The sequence below is a fragment of the Ulvibacter sp. 2210JD10-4 genome (genome assembly GCF_058148525.1).
The window spans coordinates 143525-162080 of record NZ_JBYVJZ010000004.1; the positions used below are offsets into that span (position 1 = coordinate 143525).

Sequence of the window (18556 nt, forward strand, 5' to 3'; positions counted from 1 at the left end):
TATTTTAAAAAATACACAACTTTTATTTTATGGATTTAGAGAAACAACTTAAAGATATTGAAGCACAAGGTAACGATCATATTGGCACCTCTACTCATACTCCTATGCGTCCGGATGCCTTTGAACTCAGTGATATAGAGAAAATTGCTCTTATAAAAAAAGATATTCAAAATATTATGTACACACTGGGTTTGGATTTGACAGATGACAGCCTTAAAGGCACCCCCACACGTGTTGCAAAAATGTTCGTGCAAGAGATATTTAGCGGGTTGCACCCGGATAGAAAACCCAAAGCTTCAACTTTTGAAAATAAGTTTAAATATGGTGAAATGCTGGTTGAGAAGAATATAACCCTCTACTCTACATGCGAACATCACTTACTACCTATTGTAGGTAAAGCTCATATTGCTTATATATCGAGTGGTACAGTAGTTGGACTTTCTAAAATGAACCGAGTAGTTGATTATTTTGCCAAACGCCCTCAGGTACAGGAAAGGCTTACTATGCAAATTGTGGAAGAATTACAGCGTGTGTTAGGCACCGAAGATGTTGCCTGCGTTGTAGATGCTAAGCATTTATGCGTAAACTCCCGCGGTATCAGAGATATTGATAGCAGTACGGTTACCAGTGAATTTGGAGGCAAATTTAAAGACCCGGAAACACGAAGAGAATTCCTGGATTATATCAATTTAGACACAGAATTTTAATTTTTTCAATACAATTTGATGAAACTATTTGAACAGCAAGAGCTTACCTTATATAATTCCCTAAGTAAAACCAAAGAAAAATTCACTCCTATCCACAGTGGCGCAGTAGGAATGTATGTTTGTGGTCCTACTGTATACAGTAATGTACATATGGGAAATTGCCGGACGTTCTTATCGTTTGATTTGATATTCAGATACTTGAAACATTTAGGCTACAAAGTAAGATACGTTCGTAATATTACTGATGCCGGGCACCTTGAAAATGATGGAGAAAGTGGTGATGACCCTATTCTTAAAAAAGCACGTATTGAAAAATTGGAACCTATGGAAGTGGTCCAAAAATATACTGTAGATTTTCACTCGATCATGGCAAAATTCAATGCGCTTCCTCCCAGTATTGAGCCTACTGCAACCGGCCACATAATAGAGCAAATACAGATCGTTGAAAAAATTATTGCTGAAGGCTACGCATACGAAAAGAACGGATCGGTCTATTTTGACGTTGTAAAATTCAATGAAACAAATACCTACGGAAAACTAAGCGGAAGGCAGCTTGAAGACATGATTACCAATACCAGGGAATTGGCAGCTCAGTCTGAAAAGAAAAACCCACAGGATTTTGCTCTTTGGAAAAAAGCCGAACCTCAACACATTATGCGTTGGCCTTCACCGTGGAGTGATGGTTTCCCCGGCTGGCATTTAGAGTGTACTGCCATGAGCACTAAATATTTAGGAAATAATTTTGATATTCACGGTGGTGGAATGGATTTAAAATTTCCACACCATGAATGTGAAATCGCACAGGCAGAAGCTTCTACAAAACAATCGCCGGTTAATTATTGGCTGCATGCCAATATGCTGACATTAAACGGTAAAAAAATGGCGAAATCTACCGGAAATAATATTTTGCCTAACGAATTATTTTCGGGAGAGAATGATGTATTAAGCAAAGCTTTTTCACCTACTGTAGCTAAATTTTTTATGTATCAGGCACACTACCGGAGTATCCTTGACTTTTCAAACGAGGCACTGTTAGCTTCGGAAAAAGGGTTTAACAGATTGATGGAGGCTTACCATAATATTTCTTCGCTTTCAGCTTCGGGCAAAAGCAGTTTTAATATTGCCCAATGGAAGCAATCCTGTTACGATGCTATGAATGATGATTTTAACAGCCCTGTTCTCATTGCTCAGTTATTTGAAGGTGCCAAGTTCATTAATTCTGTAAAAGATGGCAAAGCAACTATCACAGAAGCCGATATTCAATTATTGAAAACTACTATGCACAGCTTTATCTTTGAAGTATTAGGATTGGCAGATACTGTTTCAGAAGACACTAATGATGGAAATAAACTAAGCGGAGCTGTTGAATTATTGATCGCATTGAGAAATCAGGCCCGTGCCAATAAAGATTTTGCAACCAGTGACCGTATTAGGGATGAATTGCTGGAAATAGGTATTCAGCTAAAAGACGGAAAAGACGGTACATCGTTTTCATTAAATTAATGGTTACTTGAAAAAAATACTCACATACCCATTCATATTTCTGGTACGTGGGTACCAAAAACTTATTTCACCTCTTTTCCCTTCTACTTGCCGTTATGAGCCTACTTGTTCACATTATACCATTGAAGCCCTTAAGGTCCATGGATTGTTTCGTGGCGGTTGGTTGGCTATAAAGCGTATTGGAAGTTGTCATCCCTGGGGTGGAAGTGGTTACGATCCCGTACCTCCTTCTAAAAAAGAAAATAAATAAATCCGTAAAATTTCCGTTACCCTTTTTGTTATCTTTACTTGCATTTTTAAAAAGACAGTATGCATTATTTAAGTTTTGTTTGGGACCCCAGCGAAGGCATTGATCTTGGTTTTTTCATGATTCGCTATTACAGTTTAATGTTTGTGATTGCATTTACACTCGGGTGGTTTATTATGAAACGTATTTTTAAAAATGAAGAGGTTTCTTTAGAAAAATTGGATAGCCTTTTTATTTATATGGTTATTGCCACGCTAGTAGGTGCAAGGCTGGGACATGTAATTTTTTACGAACCTGAAATATTCAGTGAAGACCCACTTTCGGTATTCCTTCCCTTCAAAACAGTTCCTGAATTTGAATTTACCGGCTTTAGAGGGTTAGCCAGTCATGGTGCTGCTATTGCTATTATCATAGCCATGTTCATGTACAGTAAAAAGGTTATAAAAAAGCCCGTACTTTGGATCTTAGATCGAATTGTAATTGCCGTAGCATGCGGTGCAATCTTTGTTCGTATTGGTAATTTTATTAATTCAGAGATCATTGGGAAAGCAACCCATAGTGACTTTGGCGTTGTTTTTAAACAACTGGGTGAAAATTTTCCCCGTCATCCCGCACAGTTATATGAATCTGTAGGATATGTTATTGTGTTTTTAGTCCTTTGGTATGTCTATTGGAAAACGAATAAACGAAACTATCTGGGATACATTTTTGGGTTGTTCTTAATATTACTTTGGACGGTTCGGTTTATAGTAGAATTTGTAAAAGAAGCGCAAGTTGATGAACGTGCCGAGTGGTTTCTCAATACCGGTCAATGGTTAAGCATACCATTTATTTTAATTGGTGCCTATATGATGCTCCAATCTTCAAAAAAGAATTATTCCTCATGAGAAAAAGCTGGATACCTATTGCTTTAATAAGTGCTGTACTGTTTTTTAACAGTTGTAAAGAAAAAACCGAATCAAAGGTGTTGACAAAAGAGGTCACTTTTACAAAAGAGGGTGAACTTAGTTTGATAAAAGCTGATAATGACTCGGTAGTAGCACATTTGGATATTGAAATTGCAGACGATGCCTATCAAACCGAAACCGGTTTAATGTATCGCAAATCTATGCCTTCCAATCAGGCAATGTTATTTATTTTTAAAGATGAAAGGCCTCGCTCATTCTATATGAAGAACACAGAGTTTGCATTGGACATTATCTTTATTAACAGCAAAAATAAAATTGTAAGTATTCAAAAAAATGCACAGCCGCTTAATGAAGCTTCATTACCATCTAATGCGCCTGCACTCTATGTTTTAGAAGTAAATGCTGGCCTTAGTGAGCAATGGGGCCTTCAGAGTGGTGACAAGATTGATTGGAAAAAAACATCAAACTAGTATATTTCTGTTTTAATAAAAAAACCCTTCACAATTCGAAGGGTTTTTTTGTATTATGAAGAAGGAAGTTAATTATTCTTCTACTGCTACTTCTTTCTTTTTATCTGTTAGATCAATCCCTTTCTTTTTAACTGTATCATACATTACCGGAGTTGCTATAAACAGAGATGAATACGTACCCACCAATACCCCGACAATTAATGCGAAGATCAATCCGCGGATAGATTCCGCACCAAGGAAGAAGATACATAATAACACTATTAATGTAGTCATCGAAGTATTTAATGTACGACTCAATGTACTGTTTAAAGCCGCATTAATAACACGGTTCATCTTCCACGAGGAATGTTCGTTAAAATATTCACGGATACGGTCAAATACTACTACGGTATCATTTAATGAATATCCAATTACAGTTAAGATCGCAGCAATAAAAGATTGGTCAATTTCCATATTGAAAGGCATGATCTTATACGTTAATGAGAAGATACCTAATACTATTAATACATCATGGAATACTGCTGCTACAGCGCCTAAACTAAATTGCCATCTTCTAAATCGTAATAAAATATACAGGAATACCACAATCAAAGAACCCAAAACAGCCCAGAAAGATGATTTCTTAATGTCATCTGCAATCGTAGGGCTTACTTTATAATACTCCATTCTACCTACTTCTTTACCTTCTGAATCTGCGGTAAAATCTGCATAGGTCATTTCTGAAGGAAGATGTGTTTTTAATCCTTCAAAAAGCATTCTTTCAATTTCTTCATCAACATCGGCACCACTATCATCTACTTTATATTTGGTAGTGATCTTTAATTGATTATCCCCTCCATATGTTTTTGCTTCGGCACTACCATATACAGCGGTAAGTTCTTCCTGAATTTTGGGAGCATCTACATCCTTATCAAAACGAACCGTATAAGTACGGCCTCCTACAAAGTCAACACCTTGATTTAATCCAACAGTAAATAAGGAACCTAAGCTTATAAGGATCAAGATTCCTGAAATTACATAAGCAATCTTACGTTTTCCAAGGAAATTGATATTTACGTTCTTAAATAAGTTCTTAGTAAAAGGAGTTGAACACGGTAATGGTTTTCCGTTTTTAGTATAACCGTCAATAAATAATCTTGTAATAAATATTGCAGTAAATAAAGAGGTAAGAATACCTATTAATAATGTAGTTGCAAAACCTTTAATAGGTCCGGTACCAAATACCAATAAGATCAGACCCGTTAATCCGGTAGTAATGTTTGCATCTAAAATAGATGACAATGCATTATTGAAACCGTCTTTAATAGCATCTTTCTGGGCTTTTCCTTTGGCAAGTTCTTCCCGGATACGTTCAAAAATAAGTACGTTCGCATCTACCGAGATACCAATGGTCAAAACAATACCGGCAATACCCGGAAGCGTTAATACGGCTCCTAGTCCTGCTAAGATTCCGAAAATAAATAAGATATTCACTGCCAAAGCAACGTCTGCAAAAAGACCAGCTTTCCCATAATAGAAAATCATCCAAAGTAATACGAAAGCTAAAGCCAGCATAAAAGAGAATATCCCGCTGTCAATTGCTTCCTGCCCTAAAGTAGGGCCAACTACTTCTCCTTGAATAATTTCTGCCGAAGCCGGTAACTTACCTGCACGTAGTACATTCGCTAAATCTTGTCCCTCAGTAATTGTAAAGTCTCCGGTAATAGAACTACGCCCTCCAGGGATAGGCCCTGACGTTACTCCAGGTGCAGAATATACAATGTCGTCCAATACAATTGCAATTTGGCTTTGGGTGTTAAAAGCTTTCCCTGTCATTTCTTCCCAGACCTTAGCCCCTCGCCCATTCATTTGCATATCTACAGCTACACGACCTACCTGATCATAAGATTGTTGTGCATCTACAACTACAGCACCTCCTAAAGGTGGTTCGCCATCACGTCCTACTTTTAAAGCATATAACCCTGTGACTTCTTCTAAAGCAACATCGTTATATTCCGGTTTTCCCCAAACAAATTTTGTATTACGCTGGTCGGCAGGTAATAATGCTCTTACCTGTGGCATACGCAAATAACTATTAATTACAGCTGTATCCCTTAAGGCGAACGTAGCAAGAATAGGACTTCCCTGAAATCCACCGGATATCATTTTTGATTGTATAGGATTGTCTTTTTCAGTAGTGGCTTCCGCTTCTTCAGCATCCTCTCCTTTTAACAATTCATTGATCTCGTCATCTTCTGTGGCAGTGGTATCTTGAACTTCTTCTTCAGGAGTTTCAGCAACGGTAAGTTCTTTTACTACTTGTTCTGCCTGAACGATAAAACCTGACATTTCTTCGCTCTTGTACACTTCCCAGAATTCTAACTGAGCAGTACTTTGCAATAGATTTTTGGTTCGCTCAATATCTTTAGCTCCCGGTAATTCTACAAGGATACGGGCAGATTTTCCTAAACGCTGAATATTAGGCTGTGTTACTCCAAACTTATCGATACGTTTTCTTAATACCTCGAATGCAGAGGTAATAGCTTCATCAATTTTATCTTCGATCTTGGTTTTTACCTGATCATTAGTCATGCTGGCATCAATCTCACCTTCCAAATTTTTGTTGAAGAATATATTCTGAGAAGCTAATTTATTGTCTCCCGGAAGTGTTTCAAATGCTTCAAAAAAGGATTCTAAATAAGTATCCTGGCTACTTTTCTGAAGTTCGGTTGCGTTTGCTAGCGCTTGGTTGAATGCGGCATCTTTAGAATTATTTGCCAATCCTCTTAAGATATCTTTTACTGAGATCTGAAGAATCACATTGATCCCCCCTTTCAAGTCCAAACCTTTGTTAAGTTCTTTTTCCTTGGCAGTTTTGTAATCAATTCCTAAAAAGACAGGCTCTTTGGCTAAAGAGTCCAAATACTTAAGTTCTGCAATGTCTCTTTCCTCAGGTTGATCTGCCGGGAATTTATTGTCTGCAAACAATTTTGCATCATCTTCAACTTTGTTTGCAATATATGTGAAGGATAGTTGGTATAAACTTACCAATCCAAATAATATGGCAAATACTGTAATTAGTCCTTTATTTTGCATTCTAATGGATGTTTAAATAGTTTTAAAAACGTGCAAATATAGGTTTTCAAAAAAGAAAAGACAATTATTTTCTTTTTAATTCTTTAACAAAAAAAGACCGCATATAGCGGTCTTTGGTTCAGTTTTAAAAAAATAATTTACAGTTCCAGTAAACCATTGGTTTTTGTTACGCCCTCAGCACTTTCTTGCATGTGTGCTTTTTCAGCATCATTTAGATCAACAGTAACAACCTTTTCAATTCCGTTTCTTCCCAGTACTACGGGAACACCAATACAAATATCATTTAAGCCATATTCACCTTCCAACATAGTAGAGCAAGGAAATATTTTCTTCTGGTCACATGCAATTGCTTGTACCAGCCCTGAAACAGCAGCTCCCGGAGCATACCAGGCAGAGGTACCCAATAATTTTGTGAGTGTGGCTCCTCCTACTTTGGTATCTTCTTTAACCTGATCTAAACGTTCCTGAGAGATGAACTCAGTAACAGGCACACTGTTTCTTGTTGCCATACGTGTTAAAGGAACCATTCCTTTATCGCTATGTCCTCCTATTACCATTCCGTCCACATCACTAATAGGTGCGCCTAAAGCTTCAGCTAATCGATATTTAAACCTTGCACTGTCCAATGCTCCTCCCATACCAATAATTCTATTTTTAGGAAGACCGGTAGTTTTATGCACCAAATAGGTCATAGTATCCATTGGGTTACTTACGACAATCACAATTGTATTTGGAGAGTGTTCGATTAAACTGGAGGAAACTGTTTTTACAATTCCGGCATTGATACCTATCAATTCCTCACGGGTCATTCCAGGCTTACGAGGTATACCACTGGTAATTACACAGATATCACTTCCGGCAGTTTTACTGTAGTCATTAGTAGAACCCACTATTCGTGTATCAAATCCATTTAGTGAAGCTGTTTGCATTAGATCCATCGCTTTTCCTTCGGCATATCCTTCTTTAATATCCAGTAAAACTACTTCGCTGGCAAAATTTTTGATGGCAATATATTCGGCACAACTTGCACCTACTGCGCCTGCTCCTACAACTGTTACTTTCATTATAAAATATTTAGAGTTATATGATTATTTTAGAATTGCAAAAGTACAATTATCTGTTTTAAAATGATATAAGAATTAGTTTAAAAACAAACGAGCCCGGAAAATTTTCCGGGCTCGTTCAATAATATCAATTGGTTTATGCATCAATATTTGCATAGACCGCATTCTTTTCTATAAATTCACGACGGGGAGGTACTTCATCTCCCATTAGCATAGAGAAGATTCTGTCTGCCTCTGTCCCATTATCTATAGTTACTTGTCGTAGTGTTCTAAAGTCAGGATTCATGGTCGTATCCCATAATTGCTCTGCATTCATCTCTCCAAGACCTTTATAGCGTTGTATACTCGCACTACCTCCAAATTTTTCATTGATCTCATCGCGTTCTTTATCACTCCATGCATATTCCTTTTTAGCACCTTTCTTTACCAGATAAAGCGGTGGAGTAGCAATGTACACATAACCGGCTTCTACAAGATCTTTCATATAACGGAAGAAAAATGTCAGGATCAAAGTGGAAATATGGCTACCATCCACATCTGCATCACACATGATCACTACTTTATGGTATCTTAACTTTTCAAGGTTCAATGCTTTGCTATCCTCTTCGGTACCGATAGTCACACCTAATGCAGTAAAAATATTGCGTATTTCTTCATTTTCAAACACTTTATGCTGCATGGCTTTCTCTACATTCAGGATCTTACCTCTAAGAGGTAAAATAGCTTGAAAATTACGGTCACGGCCTTGTTTGGCTGTTCCACCTGCAGAGTCTCCCTCCACAAGGAATACTTCACATTTTTCCGGATCCTGCTCTGAACAATCTGAAAGTTTTCCCGGTAATCCACCACCGCTCATTACTGTTTTTCGCTGTACCATTTCACGTGCTTTACGTGCCGCATGACGTGCCTGTGCAGCCAGAATAACTTTCTGTACAATGGTCTTTGCATCACTTGGATGTTCTTCCAGGTAATTTTCAAGCATTTCAGAAACAGCCTGGCTTACTGCTGAGGTAACTTCACGATTCCCCAATTTTGTTTTTGTTTGGCCCTCAAACTGAGGTTCCGCAACTTTCACTGAAATAATAGCAGTTAATCCTTCACGAAAATCATCTCCGGAAATTTCAAACTTCAATTTGTCCAGCATTCCGGAAGCATCTGCATATTTCTTAAGAGTTGTTGTTAATCCACGGCGGAAACCTGAAAGATGCGTTCCTCCTTCGTGGGTATTAATATTGTTTACATAGGAGTGTAAATTTTCATTAAAAGAAGTGTTATACACCATCGCCACTTCAACAGGAATGTTATTTTTCTCGCCCTCCATTGAAATAACATCGGCAATTAACGGTTCACGATTACCATCCAAAAAACGAATGAATTCTTTTAATCCTTCATCGCTGTAAAAGCTCTCGGTAGGGATTTCGCCTTTTTCGTCTTTTTGGCGTTTATCAGTTAATGTGATTGTGATTCCTTTGTTCAAATAAGACAATTCACGAAGCCTGCTGGCAAGTGTGTCATAATTATATTCCAAGGACTGCTGGAAGATCTGAGAATCCGGTTTAAAGGTTACGGTTGTCCCTCTGGAATCTGTTTTCCCAACAGCTTTAACAGGATACATGGTCTTTCCCCGTTCGTACTCCTGTTCCCATATTTTTCCATCGCGGTGTACTGTTGCTTTTAAACTTTCGGAAAGTGCATTTACAACAGAAACTCCTACCCCGTGTAATCCCCCTGAAACCTTATAAGAATCTTTATCAAATTTTCCTCCGGCACCAATCTTTGTCATTACTACTTCCAGAGCAGAGACTCCTTCTTTTTTATGAATATCAACAGGGATCCCACGACCATTATCTTTCACAGAAATAGAGTTGTCCTCATTGATCCAAACATCTATGGTATCGCAGTAGCCTCCCATCGCTTCATCAATGGAGTTATCCACTACTTCATACACCAAATGATGTAATCCCCGTACGCCAACATCACCAATGTACATGGATGGTCGCATACGCACATGCTCCATTCCTTCTAAGGCTTGAATACTATCGGCTCCGTAGTTCCCTTTTTTTTGTTCTTCGCTCATATAAAATCAGGTTGTTTTTTCTATATTTTTCGTAACGAACAAATATAACAAAACCACCAATAAAATAAAGGGATTAGGGGTTTTTTAAGTGTGAAGTTATTAACAAATTTTTGTGAAAAAAATACCTGTTGAAAAGTTCACCAAAATGAACTAAAAGAATAACAGAAAGACAAAGTGTTAATTCCTACCGACTAAGGGTTATTTTTATCATAATTTTAACCTTATACAAATCATTTAACAGGTATATTTATCTCTCAAAAAAAATAAAAACATGAAAACAACTTTCGCAGGTATTGCATTAGCATTTGCCGTTCTTTTTACAACTGAAACTACTCAAGCTCAATCCTTTCCAAAAATGGATGCCAGCCCTATGGATCTCTCTATGGCTCGTACCGAAAGGAATGCACCTCCCATGGCACGTGTTATTTACAGTCGCCCTTCAAAAAAAGGACGTACTATTTTTGGGGAATTAGTTCCTTATGGGAAGGTATGGCGTACCGGAGCTAATGAAGCTACCGAATTAACATTATACAATACAATGATGTTAGGTGACACTAAATTAAAACCAGGAACTTATACATTGTATACTATTCCCGGAAAAGAAAATTGGACTGTCATAATTAATAGTGATACCAATGCCTGGGGCTCTTATAGTTACAAAAAAGAAAAAGATGCTGCCCGTATTACTGTACCTGCAAAAGACACAGCTGCACCTACCGAATCACTTTCCATGGTATTCCGTTCAGATAAGAGCGGAACTACTTTAATGATCGGTTGGGACGACACTTATATTGAAGTGCCTTTTAAGAGTATCTAATTTTAATAATATACCATAAAAAAAAGCGACTTGATTAGTCGCTTTTTTTTATGGTATATTTAAATACTTATGTGTTTGTAACGACACTTTCCACTTTGGATTTTGCATTACATATGCTACAATCTGCGGAATTACCTTATCCCGTTTACTCCATTCGGGCTGTAAATATAAAATACAGTCCTTATTAACTTTAGCAGCCTGTTCTTCGGCAAAACGAAAATCATCTTTATTATAAACGATCACTTTAAGCTCGTCTGCCTTGCTATAAATTTCTGCCTTTGGTAGTTTAACCTTCTTTGGCGACAAACAGACCCAGTCCCATTGCCCTGTGAGTTCATAAGCTCCAGAGGTTTCAATATGAACTTGCATTCCTTTTTCTTTTAACTGCGCTGTTAATGGGCCCATGTCCCATGTTAAAGGCTCGCCGCCGGTTACCACAACTGTATTGGAATAACTTGAAGCATCTTCAACAATTGTTTCGGTTTTGGTAGGCGGATGCAAAGTTGCGTTCCAACTTTCTTTTACATCACACCAATGGCATCCAACATCACAACCGCCAATGCGAACAAAATATGCTGCAGTTCCTTTATGATATCCTTCTCCCTGAATGGTATAAAACGCTTCCATTAATGGAAGCATATCTCCTTTATCTACTAAAATTTCTATTTCTTTTTGCATACTTTGTATTAAATCCACACAACTCCATTGCTATCACAATACTTCAAATCTGTTTTTCTATTCACTTTATCGAAAACCGTTTATTTATGTGTATTCTAAGTGTATACACGTATTTCAGGTAAGGATTTTATTTATATTTTTGATAAACCCAAAAAGAAGTATAAAATGTTAGATAACTCCCCGCTGTCTTCATTGAAACTGTTATGCAAAAATAGTTTTTAAAATGAAGAGTTCTCTTTTTTTCCTAATATTTTCGCTATTAGTAACTATCACGACCGCGCAAGTTGGAATTGGCACAACATCCCCGGATGCTTCTGCTGTTTTAGATATTTCGGCTTCTGATAAAGGAATTCTAATTCCCAGAATGACAAAAGCTCAAAGGGATCTCATTAGTTTTCCTGCCAATGGTTTACTAATTTACAATACAGATTCGGACGAATTACAATTCAATTCTAATAATACGACTACCCCCATTTGGCAAGCACTTAGTTTAACGCCTACTTCCCTGGCTTCTTCTGGAGATTCTTTAAAATATTCAAATACAGATACTACTACAGATGTAAATCCAGCCAGTACAATTAATCTTCCTATTTTCGGAACTATGGAATGGAACGACGACGCCACACTCTATGTCGTTTCCGGAAATCAGCTTACAGTAACTGAAACCGGGAGGTACGAAATAATTGTCAATGTATCTCTATTAAATGGAACAACGAATGACAGAAATGCACCGGAGATTCGCCTGACTCTTAATGGAGGAGCTATTGGTTCTTACGGATCAACAGGGTATATTCGTAGTAATAATGAGCACGAAGAAGCTTCATTGCACTTACGGGAGATAATTGAGCTAACCGCCAATGACGTCATTACAGTTCAAATTTCAAGGTCTGCGAATTCTAATGCCGTATACATGAGATCTACAGGAAGCTCTAACTTTTTTATTGAAAAGAAATTATGATGTTGAGGTACTGTTTTGTATCAATAATTGTAATGGCAAGTTCATTTGTAATGGCTCAAGTTGGTATTGGGACTGTCACGGTAGACGGTTCTTCCATTCTTGAAAATGCATCCGCAACACAAGGGGTCATATTTCCACAGTTAAGTACGGCTGACAGAGGTACGATATCTATGCCTGCAAATGGGTTAATTATCTATAATACAGATTCAAATACTTTAAATATAAATTCGGGAACTTCCGTATCGCCAGTTTGGGATGTTATAAATTCTGAAACTGCAAACTGTTCAAGAGTAGGGCAGTCATTAAAATATAGCAGTTCAGATTCAAGTAGCAATATTAATAGTGCAGCAGCAATAGATGCTCCTATCTTTGGAACTGAGGAATGGAATGATAATACTTCTCTTTTTATAGTATCAGGAAATACTTTGCAGGTTACAGAAACCGGCAGGTATAAATTAGTCGTGAACCTTTCAATTATAAGCACCTCCGCCTCCTCAAGAAAAGCACCTGAAATGTATTTAACAATCAATGGTACTCAGGTTGGAACATTTGCATCAACTGGTTATATAAGAAGAAACAGTGGCCACGAAGAAGCATCTTTGCATATAAATGAAGTTATAAATGTTACAGCAGATGATATCATCGCCGTTCAGATTATTAGAAGCGGAGGCATTAACACTGCAACCTTACGTTCTTCAGGTTCTTCAAATTTCTATATTGAGAAAAGCAGCTAAGTTATATTGTTGAAAAATCATTGATAGCTTCAGAAAATTGAAAACATATTTGTTATAATATTTCAATAGCTTACCTACAATTCCTATTTTTAGCAAAAATTTAAAGATGGCAGATAGACAGGCTTTTTTTGATTATATAACTGCTGGAAATACTTTTAAAGGAGATTCCATTACCATGGGTGCTGCAATGCTGGATGGAGAGACCGTTACCAATGCTCTGGTAAAGATTCCTTTAAAAACATTGAATCGTCACGGGCTTATAGCGGGTGCTACAGGTACTGGTAAGACGAAGACGTTACAAGTACTGGCCGAAAATCTTTCAGAAAAAGGTGTTCCGGTACTCTTAATGGATATGAAGGGAGACCTTAGCGGAATTGCTCAACCCAGCCCGGGCCATCCTAAAATAGATGAACGCCATGAAAAGATAGGCATCCCGTTTGAAGCCAAAAAGTTTCCTGTTGAAATCCTTTCCCTTTCCGAACAAAAAGGTGTCCGCATGCGCGCCACCGTAAGTGAGTTTGGACCCGTTTTACTTTCTCGTATCATGGACCTTAGTGAAACTCAGTCAGGTATTGTTTCTGTGATTTTTAAATATTGCGACGACAATAAGCTTCCTTTATTGGACCTAAAAGATTTTAAGAAAATATTACAGTATTCCACAGATGAAGGAAAAGCTGAATTAGCAAAAGACTATGGCCGTATTTCAACTACATCAACCGGGGCAATCCTTAGAAAAGTTGTAGAATTGGAACAGCAAGGCGGGGATCTCTTTTTTGGTGAAAAATCATTTGATACCGATGACCTGCTTCGTATAGATGAGAACGGAATGGGATACATCAACATTTTACGTCTTACCGACATTCAAGACCGACCCAAATTGTTTTCCACATTCATGCTTTCATTATTAGCCGAAATTTATGCGACCTTTCCGGAACAAGGAGATAGCGGAAGGCCAGAACTGGTTATCTTTATTGATGAAGCTCATCTAATTTTTAAAGAAGCCAGCAAAGCACTACTCAATCAAATTGAAAGTATTGTAAAATTGATTCGTTCCAAAGGAGTAGGATTGTATTTTGTAACTCAAAACCCAACAGATGTACCGGATGATGTGTTAAGCCAGTTAGGACTAAAAGTACAGCATGCGCTTCGTGCTTTTACAGCAAAGGACCTAAAAGCAATCAAATTGACTGCTGAGAACTATCCACTATCTGATTACTACAAAACTGATGAAGTTTTAACTTCTTTAGGAATTGGAGAAGCTTTGGTTTCTGCTCTAAATGAAAAAGGAATTCCAACACCACTAGCAGCTACTATGCTTAGAGCTCCTATGTCCCGAATGGATATTTTGGAAGATCGCGAATTAAAAGAACTAACCGATACTTCCAGACTTATTAAGAAGTACAGTGAAGAGATTGATAGAGAGAGTGCATACGAACTATTGAATAAAAAGATTGAAATAGCAGACAAGGAAGAAGCCAAAGAAAAAGCAAAAAAGGAAAGAGAAGCTACAAACCGTTCTTCTTCAAGAAGAACCTCTTCACGTAGAAGATCCGGACAGAGTACTTTGGTGAAAACATTAACAAGTCCAACAGTAATACGCAGCGTGTTGGGAATACTTGGAAAAATGATGCGTTAATAGTTAAAACCTGAAGAACCATTTATATGAAAAAGACCCTATTTTTAGGTGCGCTTGTTGCACTATTGTTTGTACAATGCGGAAAGGAGAACGACCCTTTTCTTATTAAACAAGGAGCCATTGGCAATCTTACCAAAGAAATAAAAATGAAACAGATCGATTCTATTTTTGCACAGGATTCCATCGTAAAATTAAACCCTATCCCAGATGCTTTAGGCACTCAGGGTGAAGTAGAAATTTATGAAAAAGGAGGAGGAAAGCTTTTGTTATTATCTCCTGATAATGAAAGTGACCCAGAATCGGTCATTACAAACATTCAGGTCTTTGACGATCGCTATAAAACTGAAAAAGGGCTTGCCAAATCCAGTACTTTTAAACTTGTAAAGGACAATTATACTATTGCAAACATTGAAACCACTATTAATGCCGTTGTAGTTTTTATAGAGAACAGTGATATTTTTCTAACCATTGACAAAAAAGAACTTCCTGAAAATTTACGATACGACCCAAGTGTTACTATTGAAGCAAGTCATATTCCTGACGATGCAACATTTAAGTACTTTATGGTAGGTTGGGATGTTGAAGAATAAGTGACTTAAAAACCAAATTATTTTACATCAGATATCCATACAAAAACGAAGTGTTTTTATCATTATCATATTGTTGGTAATGGCAATCACTTTTGAAACCTTTCAGCAATTGTTCTATATAAAAAAATATGATCTTGCTAAAGATGTTACGTTTTTATATATCTTAAAAAACCAGTCGTATCGCTGGATTATATGGATGCTCTTAGGCTTGGTTCTGGTTTTGTATGCTAAAAAAAAGGCTTCTAAATCTGAATATAGTTTTAATTATTTTTTAAAGTATTCAGTTTTTATTCTTTTACTGGTAGGTATCAATATTATTATTATCTCGGTAATACAATTACTTCAAAACGGGGATGTATTTTCTTTTCCATTGTTAATCAACGAATATATCACTTTTTACATTTTCCAAAAGGCACCTATTTATATTTTAGGATATAGTGCTATTGCCATTATTCTTCATTTGTTTTTTACAAATGAAGAATTACAAATTCAAGTACAAAAACTTTCAGAATTAAAGAATATTAATTTTGATCTTTATAACAAACTAAAATCTGAAATTAACGATAAAACCACCATCCTGAACATTAAAATAGGTAATAAACGCAGAATAATCCCCGTAGAAGAAATTCAATGGATTGAAGCAGATGATTATTGTGCTAAAGTACATTTGGTCAATGGCAAATCCTATTCCATGAGAAGCAGTTTAAAAACTCTTGAAGAAAAACTACAAGATCCTTTTTTAAGAGTTCATAGAAAGGCAATTGTTAATATGAATATGGCTAAAGAGCTAAACACCTCTGGTGCGCCTGTTTTAGTTTTGAAAAATAATGTGGAAATTCCTGTTTCCAAAAGCAATCTAAGATCTGTAAGGGCTTTTATTTCCTAAATAGTATAATTACCATTTTTCATTTACTGCAAAAAAAGACAGATTCTCTGCAATTTTTTAAAAAGCTCCATTGTTAAATTTATTCCTTACTGCAAATCGGCTATAGCTCTCTGCATTTCATAAAATTCTTTCATTTCGAATACTTTGTTTTGAAGTATCAATTTCAAACAAAAAAATAACGTCATGAAAAATTTAAAAATTCTTTTATTATTATTTACACTTTTAATTACCGCAAATACTTTCTCTCAAATTAGGTATTATGCTAGTAACAGAGTTTTAAACGGAGTTAATACCTACGAAGAAAATGGCACTTATATTGAAGAGTTTATAGTACAAAATGCAGGAGGATTAAGTAACCCTCAGGATATTATTTTACATCCTGAGGGCTTTTTACTAGTTACCGGAACCAACAATGAAAGAATTAAAAAGTATAATCTTGAAACAGGTGACTATATTGAGGATTGGAGTGATGAAGGTTTCATATTAACAAGACCATCCAAAATGAGCATTGGCCCAGACAACCTTTTATATGTTACTCAATGGGGACAGACTGCTGAGACTTCAAAAGTGGTTCGGTTTGATCTGGACGGAAACTATCTGGGTGCTTTTACTCCTCCTGCGCCTCAAGGTCTTGGACTCGTTTGGGATACCCAAGGAAATTTATATGTTTCATTGTTTGGTATTACAATAGGTTCAGGAACAGTAAGAAAGTACGATTCAAATGGTAATTTTTTAGAGACATTTATTAATAGTACTATTCTGGAAAGCCCGGCCTCATTATGGTGGGATACTAACGGCGATATGCTAGTACAAGATTACACAGAAGGAAAAGTACTTCGTTATGATAGCAATGGTAATTATATTAATGAATTCATTACCGGTTTATTAAACCCGGAAGGACATACATATCTACCAAATGGAAACCTGTTAATTTCTGAAAGAGGTGCAAATAAAATAAGCGAGTTCGATAGTAGTGGAAACTTAATTGGAAGATGGGATAATGGAGGTGTATTAGCAGGTCCCAACTTTATTAAAGCCATAGACCTTTCTATATTAAACATTCCTGAAAATAAAGTGAATGCAGTATTTGTAACTCCATCTATTGGAGTAAATTTTAACTTAAATACAGCAATCTCTTCAAACTATAAACTCTTGAAAATATTTACAATTTCAGGGAAATTAATTGAAACTATTGATCTCCAAAATAGTAACAGATGGAATGCCAGTAAACTTTCTGAAGGTAATTATTTTATTGTAGCGACTAATAATAATGGCGAAAAAGCCATCCAAAAAATAATAGTTAAAAAATAGCATTTTAAAACACTATCATGCCGTCACAAGATTAGGGCAATTGTCCTCATATTAATTTAAATTATTGATAGATACTAATTCTTATTGTTTCAAAAAACCTTCAGATTTTGAAGGTTTTTTTTTATACCCGGAATAATGGTAAATTAAGCTTTCAAAACTAACTACCATGAAAAAAGTATTCCTTCATATAATAGCCCTTTTCTTTTTAATAGGCTGTAAAGATAATTCTGAAGTCAAAGAAGGTAGCATTCAAAATAATTCTGAGCCTCTCGTCGTTAATGCAAAAGAATGTGTTAGCAAAGCTACTTTTGGAGACCTAAGCATTTGCTTCCCCAAAATCAACGGGCAAACAGAATGTTTTTTACATCCAAAAATAAAAGCTCGCATTGACGAATTCAATGACCCGGACAATACTATCTTAGGGTACTATATTAATGACGATATATATAAAAGAATTGAGGAGATCGAAGAGGTTACTTACGATGATTATTATCAAGTATATGCCCCTAATCTTGCTAAAAATTATAGAATGACCGTTTCTGAAATGAACCAGATCATGTCGATGATGACAAGTGGTTTTCTGGACAAAACAATGGAAGAAGTGAATAAAAGTCATTCTTTTTTAAAGAATAATATTTCAATTGCGCAACCCATATTAATTGAAAAATATACATTAAATACAAATTCTTCCACTATGCTGGTTTTGATGAAGATTGCCAATGAAAGTGAAGATAAAACCACGGCAGTGTCCATGAATGCAATTCTTATAAAAGACAGGATTATTTTTGTAACACATTATCTGGATTATCAGGATGAAGAATCCATTACTATACTAAAGAATAACACAGCAATTTTTGTTAATGAGTTTATGAATGTTAATAGTTAAGATTTTTTA

17 protein-coding genes are annotated in these 18556 nt (G+C 36.3%); 13 read left to right on the forward strand and 4 right to left on the reverse strand.

Annotated features, from left to right (window positions below; all coding sequences use genetic code 11):
- Nucleotides 1–29: 29 nt before the first annotated feature.
- The 5 genes from folE to ACY2RT_RS10735 are packed head-to-tail and all read left to right on the forward strand — an operon-like array spanning nt 30 to nt 3835.
- Nucleotides 30–707 carry a GTP cyclohydrolase I FolE gene (folE, locus tag ACY2RT_RS10715; protein ID WP_490155910.1) on the forward strand — a complete coding sequence of 226 codons (678 nt, stop codon included), beginning with the start codon at nt 30–32 and terminating at the stop codon, nt 705–707.
- Between the two features lie 18 nt (nt 708–725).
- Nucleotides 726–2210 carry a cysteine--tRNA ligase gene (gene cysS, locus ACY2RT_RS10720; RefSeq protein ID WP_490155911.1) on the forward strand — a complete coding sequence of 495 codons (1485 nt, stop codon included), beginning with the start codon at nt 726–728 and terminating at the stop codon, nt 2208–2210.
- A 7-nt stretch (nt 2211–2217) separates the two neighbouring features.
- Nucleotides 2218–2460, forward strand: coding sequence for a membrane protein insertion efficiency factor YidD (gene yidD / locus ACY2RT_RS10725; protein WP_490155912.1), 243 nt, complete (start codon nt 2218–2220; stop codon nt 2458–2460).
- 59 nt (nt 2461–2519) lie between these two features.
- Nucleotides 2520–3344 (forward strand): prolipoprotein diacylglyceryl transferase, encoded by an 825-nt coding sequence (lgt, locus tag ACY2RT_RS10730; protein ID WP_490155913.1) that lies wholly within the window; start codon nt 2520–2522, stop codon nt 3342–3344.
- Nucleotides 3341–3835, forward strand: coding sequence for a DUF192 domain-containing protein (locus ACY2RT_RS10735; protein ID WP_490155914.1), 495 nt, complete (start codon nt 3341–3343; stop codon nt 3833–3835). Before lgt ends, ACY2RT_RS10735 begins: the two co-directional genes overlap by 4 nt.
- A 72-nt stretch (nt 3836–3907) precedes the next feature.
- Here the strand turns inward: ACY2RT_RS10735 and secDF are convergent, their stop codons facing one another.
- From secDF to gyrB, 3 genes are all read right to left on the reverse strand, one after another.
- Nucleotides 3908–6910 carry a protein translocase subunit SecDF gene (secDF, locus tag ACY2RT_RS10740; RefSeq protein WP_490155915.1) on the reverse strand — a complete coding sequence of 1001 codons (3003 nt, stop codon included), beginning with the start codon at nt 6908–6910 and terminating at the stop codon, nt 3908–3910.
- A gap of 137 nt (nt 6911–7047) precedes the next feature.
- Nucleotides 7048–7974, reverse strand: coding sequence for a malate dehydrogenase (gene mdh, locus ACY2RT_RS10745; RefSeq protein ID WP_490155916.1), 927 nt, complete (start codon nt 7972–7974; stop codon nt 7048–7050).
- A 136-nt stretch (nt 7975–8110) separates the two neighbouring features.
- A complete protein-coding gene (gene gyrB / locus ACY2RT_RS10750) occupies nt 8111–10051 on the reverse strand; it encodes a DNA topoisomerase (ATP-hydrolyzing) subunit B (protein WP_490155917.1) in 1941 nt (646 codons plus the stop codon).
- A gap of 271 nt (nt 10052–10322) precedes the next feature.
- Here gyrB and ACY2RT_RS10755 point away from each other — a divergent pair, with 271 nt between their 5' ends.
- A complete protein-coding gene (locus tag ACY2RT_RS10755) occupies nt 10323–10868 on the forward strand; it encodes a DUF2911 domain-containing protein (RefSeq protein ID WP_490155918.1) in 546 nt (181 codons plus the stop codon).
- 48 nt (nt 10869–10916) lie between these two features.
- On the opposite strand, the gene ACY2RT_RS10760 is transcribed toward ACY2RT_RS10755, so the two are convergent.
- The gene (locus tag ACY2RT_RS10760; RefSeq protein ID WP_490155919.1) at nt 10917–11546 is read right to left on the reverse strand and encodes a 7-carboxy-7-deazaguanine synthase QueE; all 630 of its coding nucleotides are present in this window, start codon (nt 11544–11546) and stop codon (nt 10917–10919) included.
- A 223-nt stretch (nt 11547–11769) separates the two neighbouring features.
- Here ACY2RT_RS10760 and ACY2RT_RS10765 point away from each other — a divergent pair, with 223 nt between their 5' ends.
- The 7 genes from ACY2RT_RS10765 to ACY2RT_RS10795 all read left to right on the forward strand — a co-directional run bounded on the left by ACY2RT_RS10765 (nt 11770) and on the right by ACY2RT_RS10795 (nt 18547).
- Nucleotides 11770–12504, forward strand: a complete 735-nt coding sequence (locus ACY2RT_RS10765; protein ID WP_490155920.1) for a phage tail-like protein — start codon at nt 11770–11772, stop codon at nt 12502–12504.
- Nucleotides 12505–12536: 32 nt separating this feature from the next.
- Entirely contained in the window at nt 12537–13238 is a 702-nt protein-coding gene (locus tag ACY2RT_RS10770; protein ID WP_490155921.1) for a phage tail-like protein, read from the forward strand.
- 106 nt (nt 13239–13344) lie between these two features.
- Nucleotides 13345–14874 carry a helicase HerA-like domain-containing protein gene (locus ACY2RT_RS10775; RefSeq protein WP_490155922.1) on the forward strand — a complete coding sequence of 510 codons (1530 nt, stop codon included), beginning with the start codon at nt 13345–13347 and terminating at the stop codon, nt 14872–14874.
- Between the two features lie 26 nt (nt 14875–14900).
- A complete protein-coding gene (locus ACY2RT_RS10780; RefSeq protein ID WP_490155923.1) occupies nt 14901–15464 on the forward strand; it encodes a hypothetical protein in 564 nt (187 codons plus the stop codon).
- A 79-nt stretch (nt 15465–15543) separates the two neighbouring features.
- Nucleotides 15544–16350, forward strand: a complete 807-nt coding sequence (locus tag ACY2RT_RS10785; RefSeq protein ID WP_490155924.1) for a LytR/AlgR family response regulator transcription factor — start codon at nt 15544–15546, stop codon at nt 16348–16350.
- Nucleotides 16351–16533: 183 nt separating this feature from the next.
- Nucleotides 16534–17661 (forward strand): T9SS type A sorting domain-containing protein, encoded by a 1128-nt coding sequence (locus tag ACY2RT_RS10790; protein WP_490155925.1) that lies wholly within the window; start codon nt 16534–16536, stop codon nt 17659–17661.
- 166 nt (nt 17662–17827) lie between these two features.
- Nucleotides 17828–18547 (forward strand): hypothetical protein, encoded by a 720-nt coding sequence (locus tag ACY2RT_RS10795; protein WP_490155926.1) that lies wholly within the window; start codon nt 17828–17830, stop codon nt 18545–18547.
- Nucleotides 18548–18556: the final 9 nt, after the last annotated feature.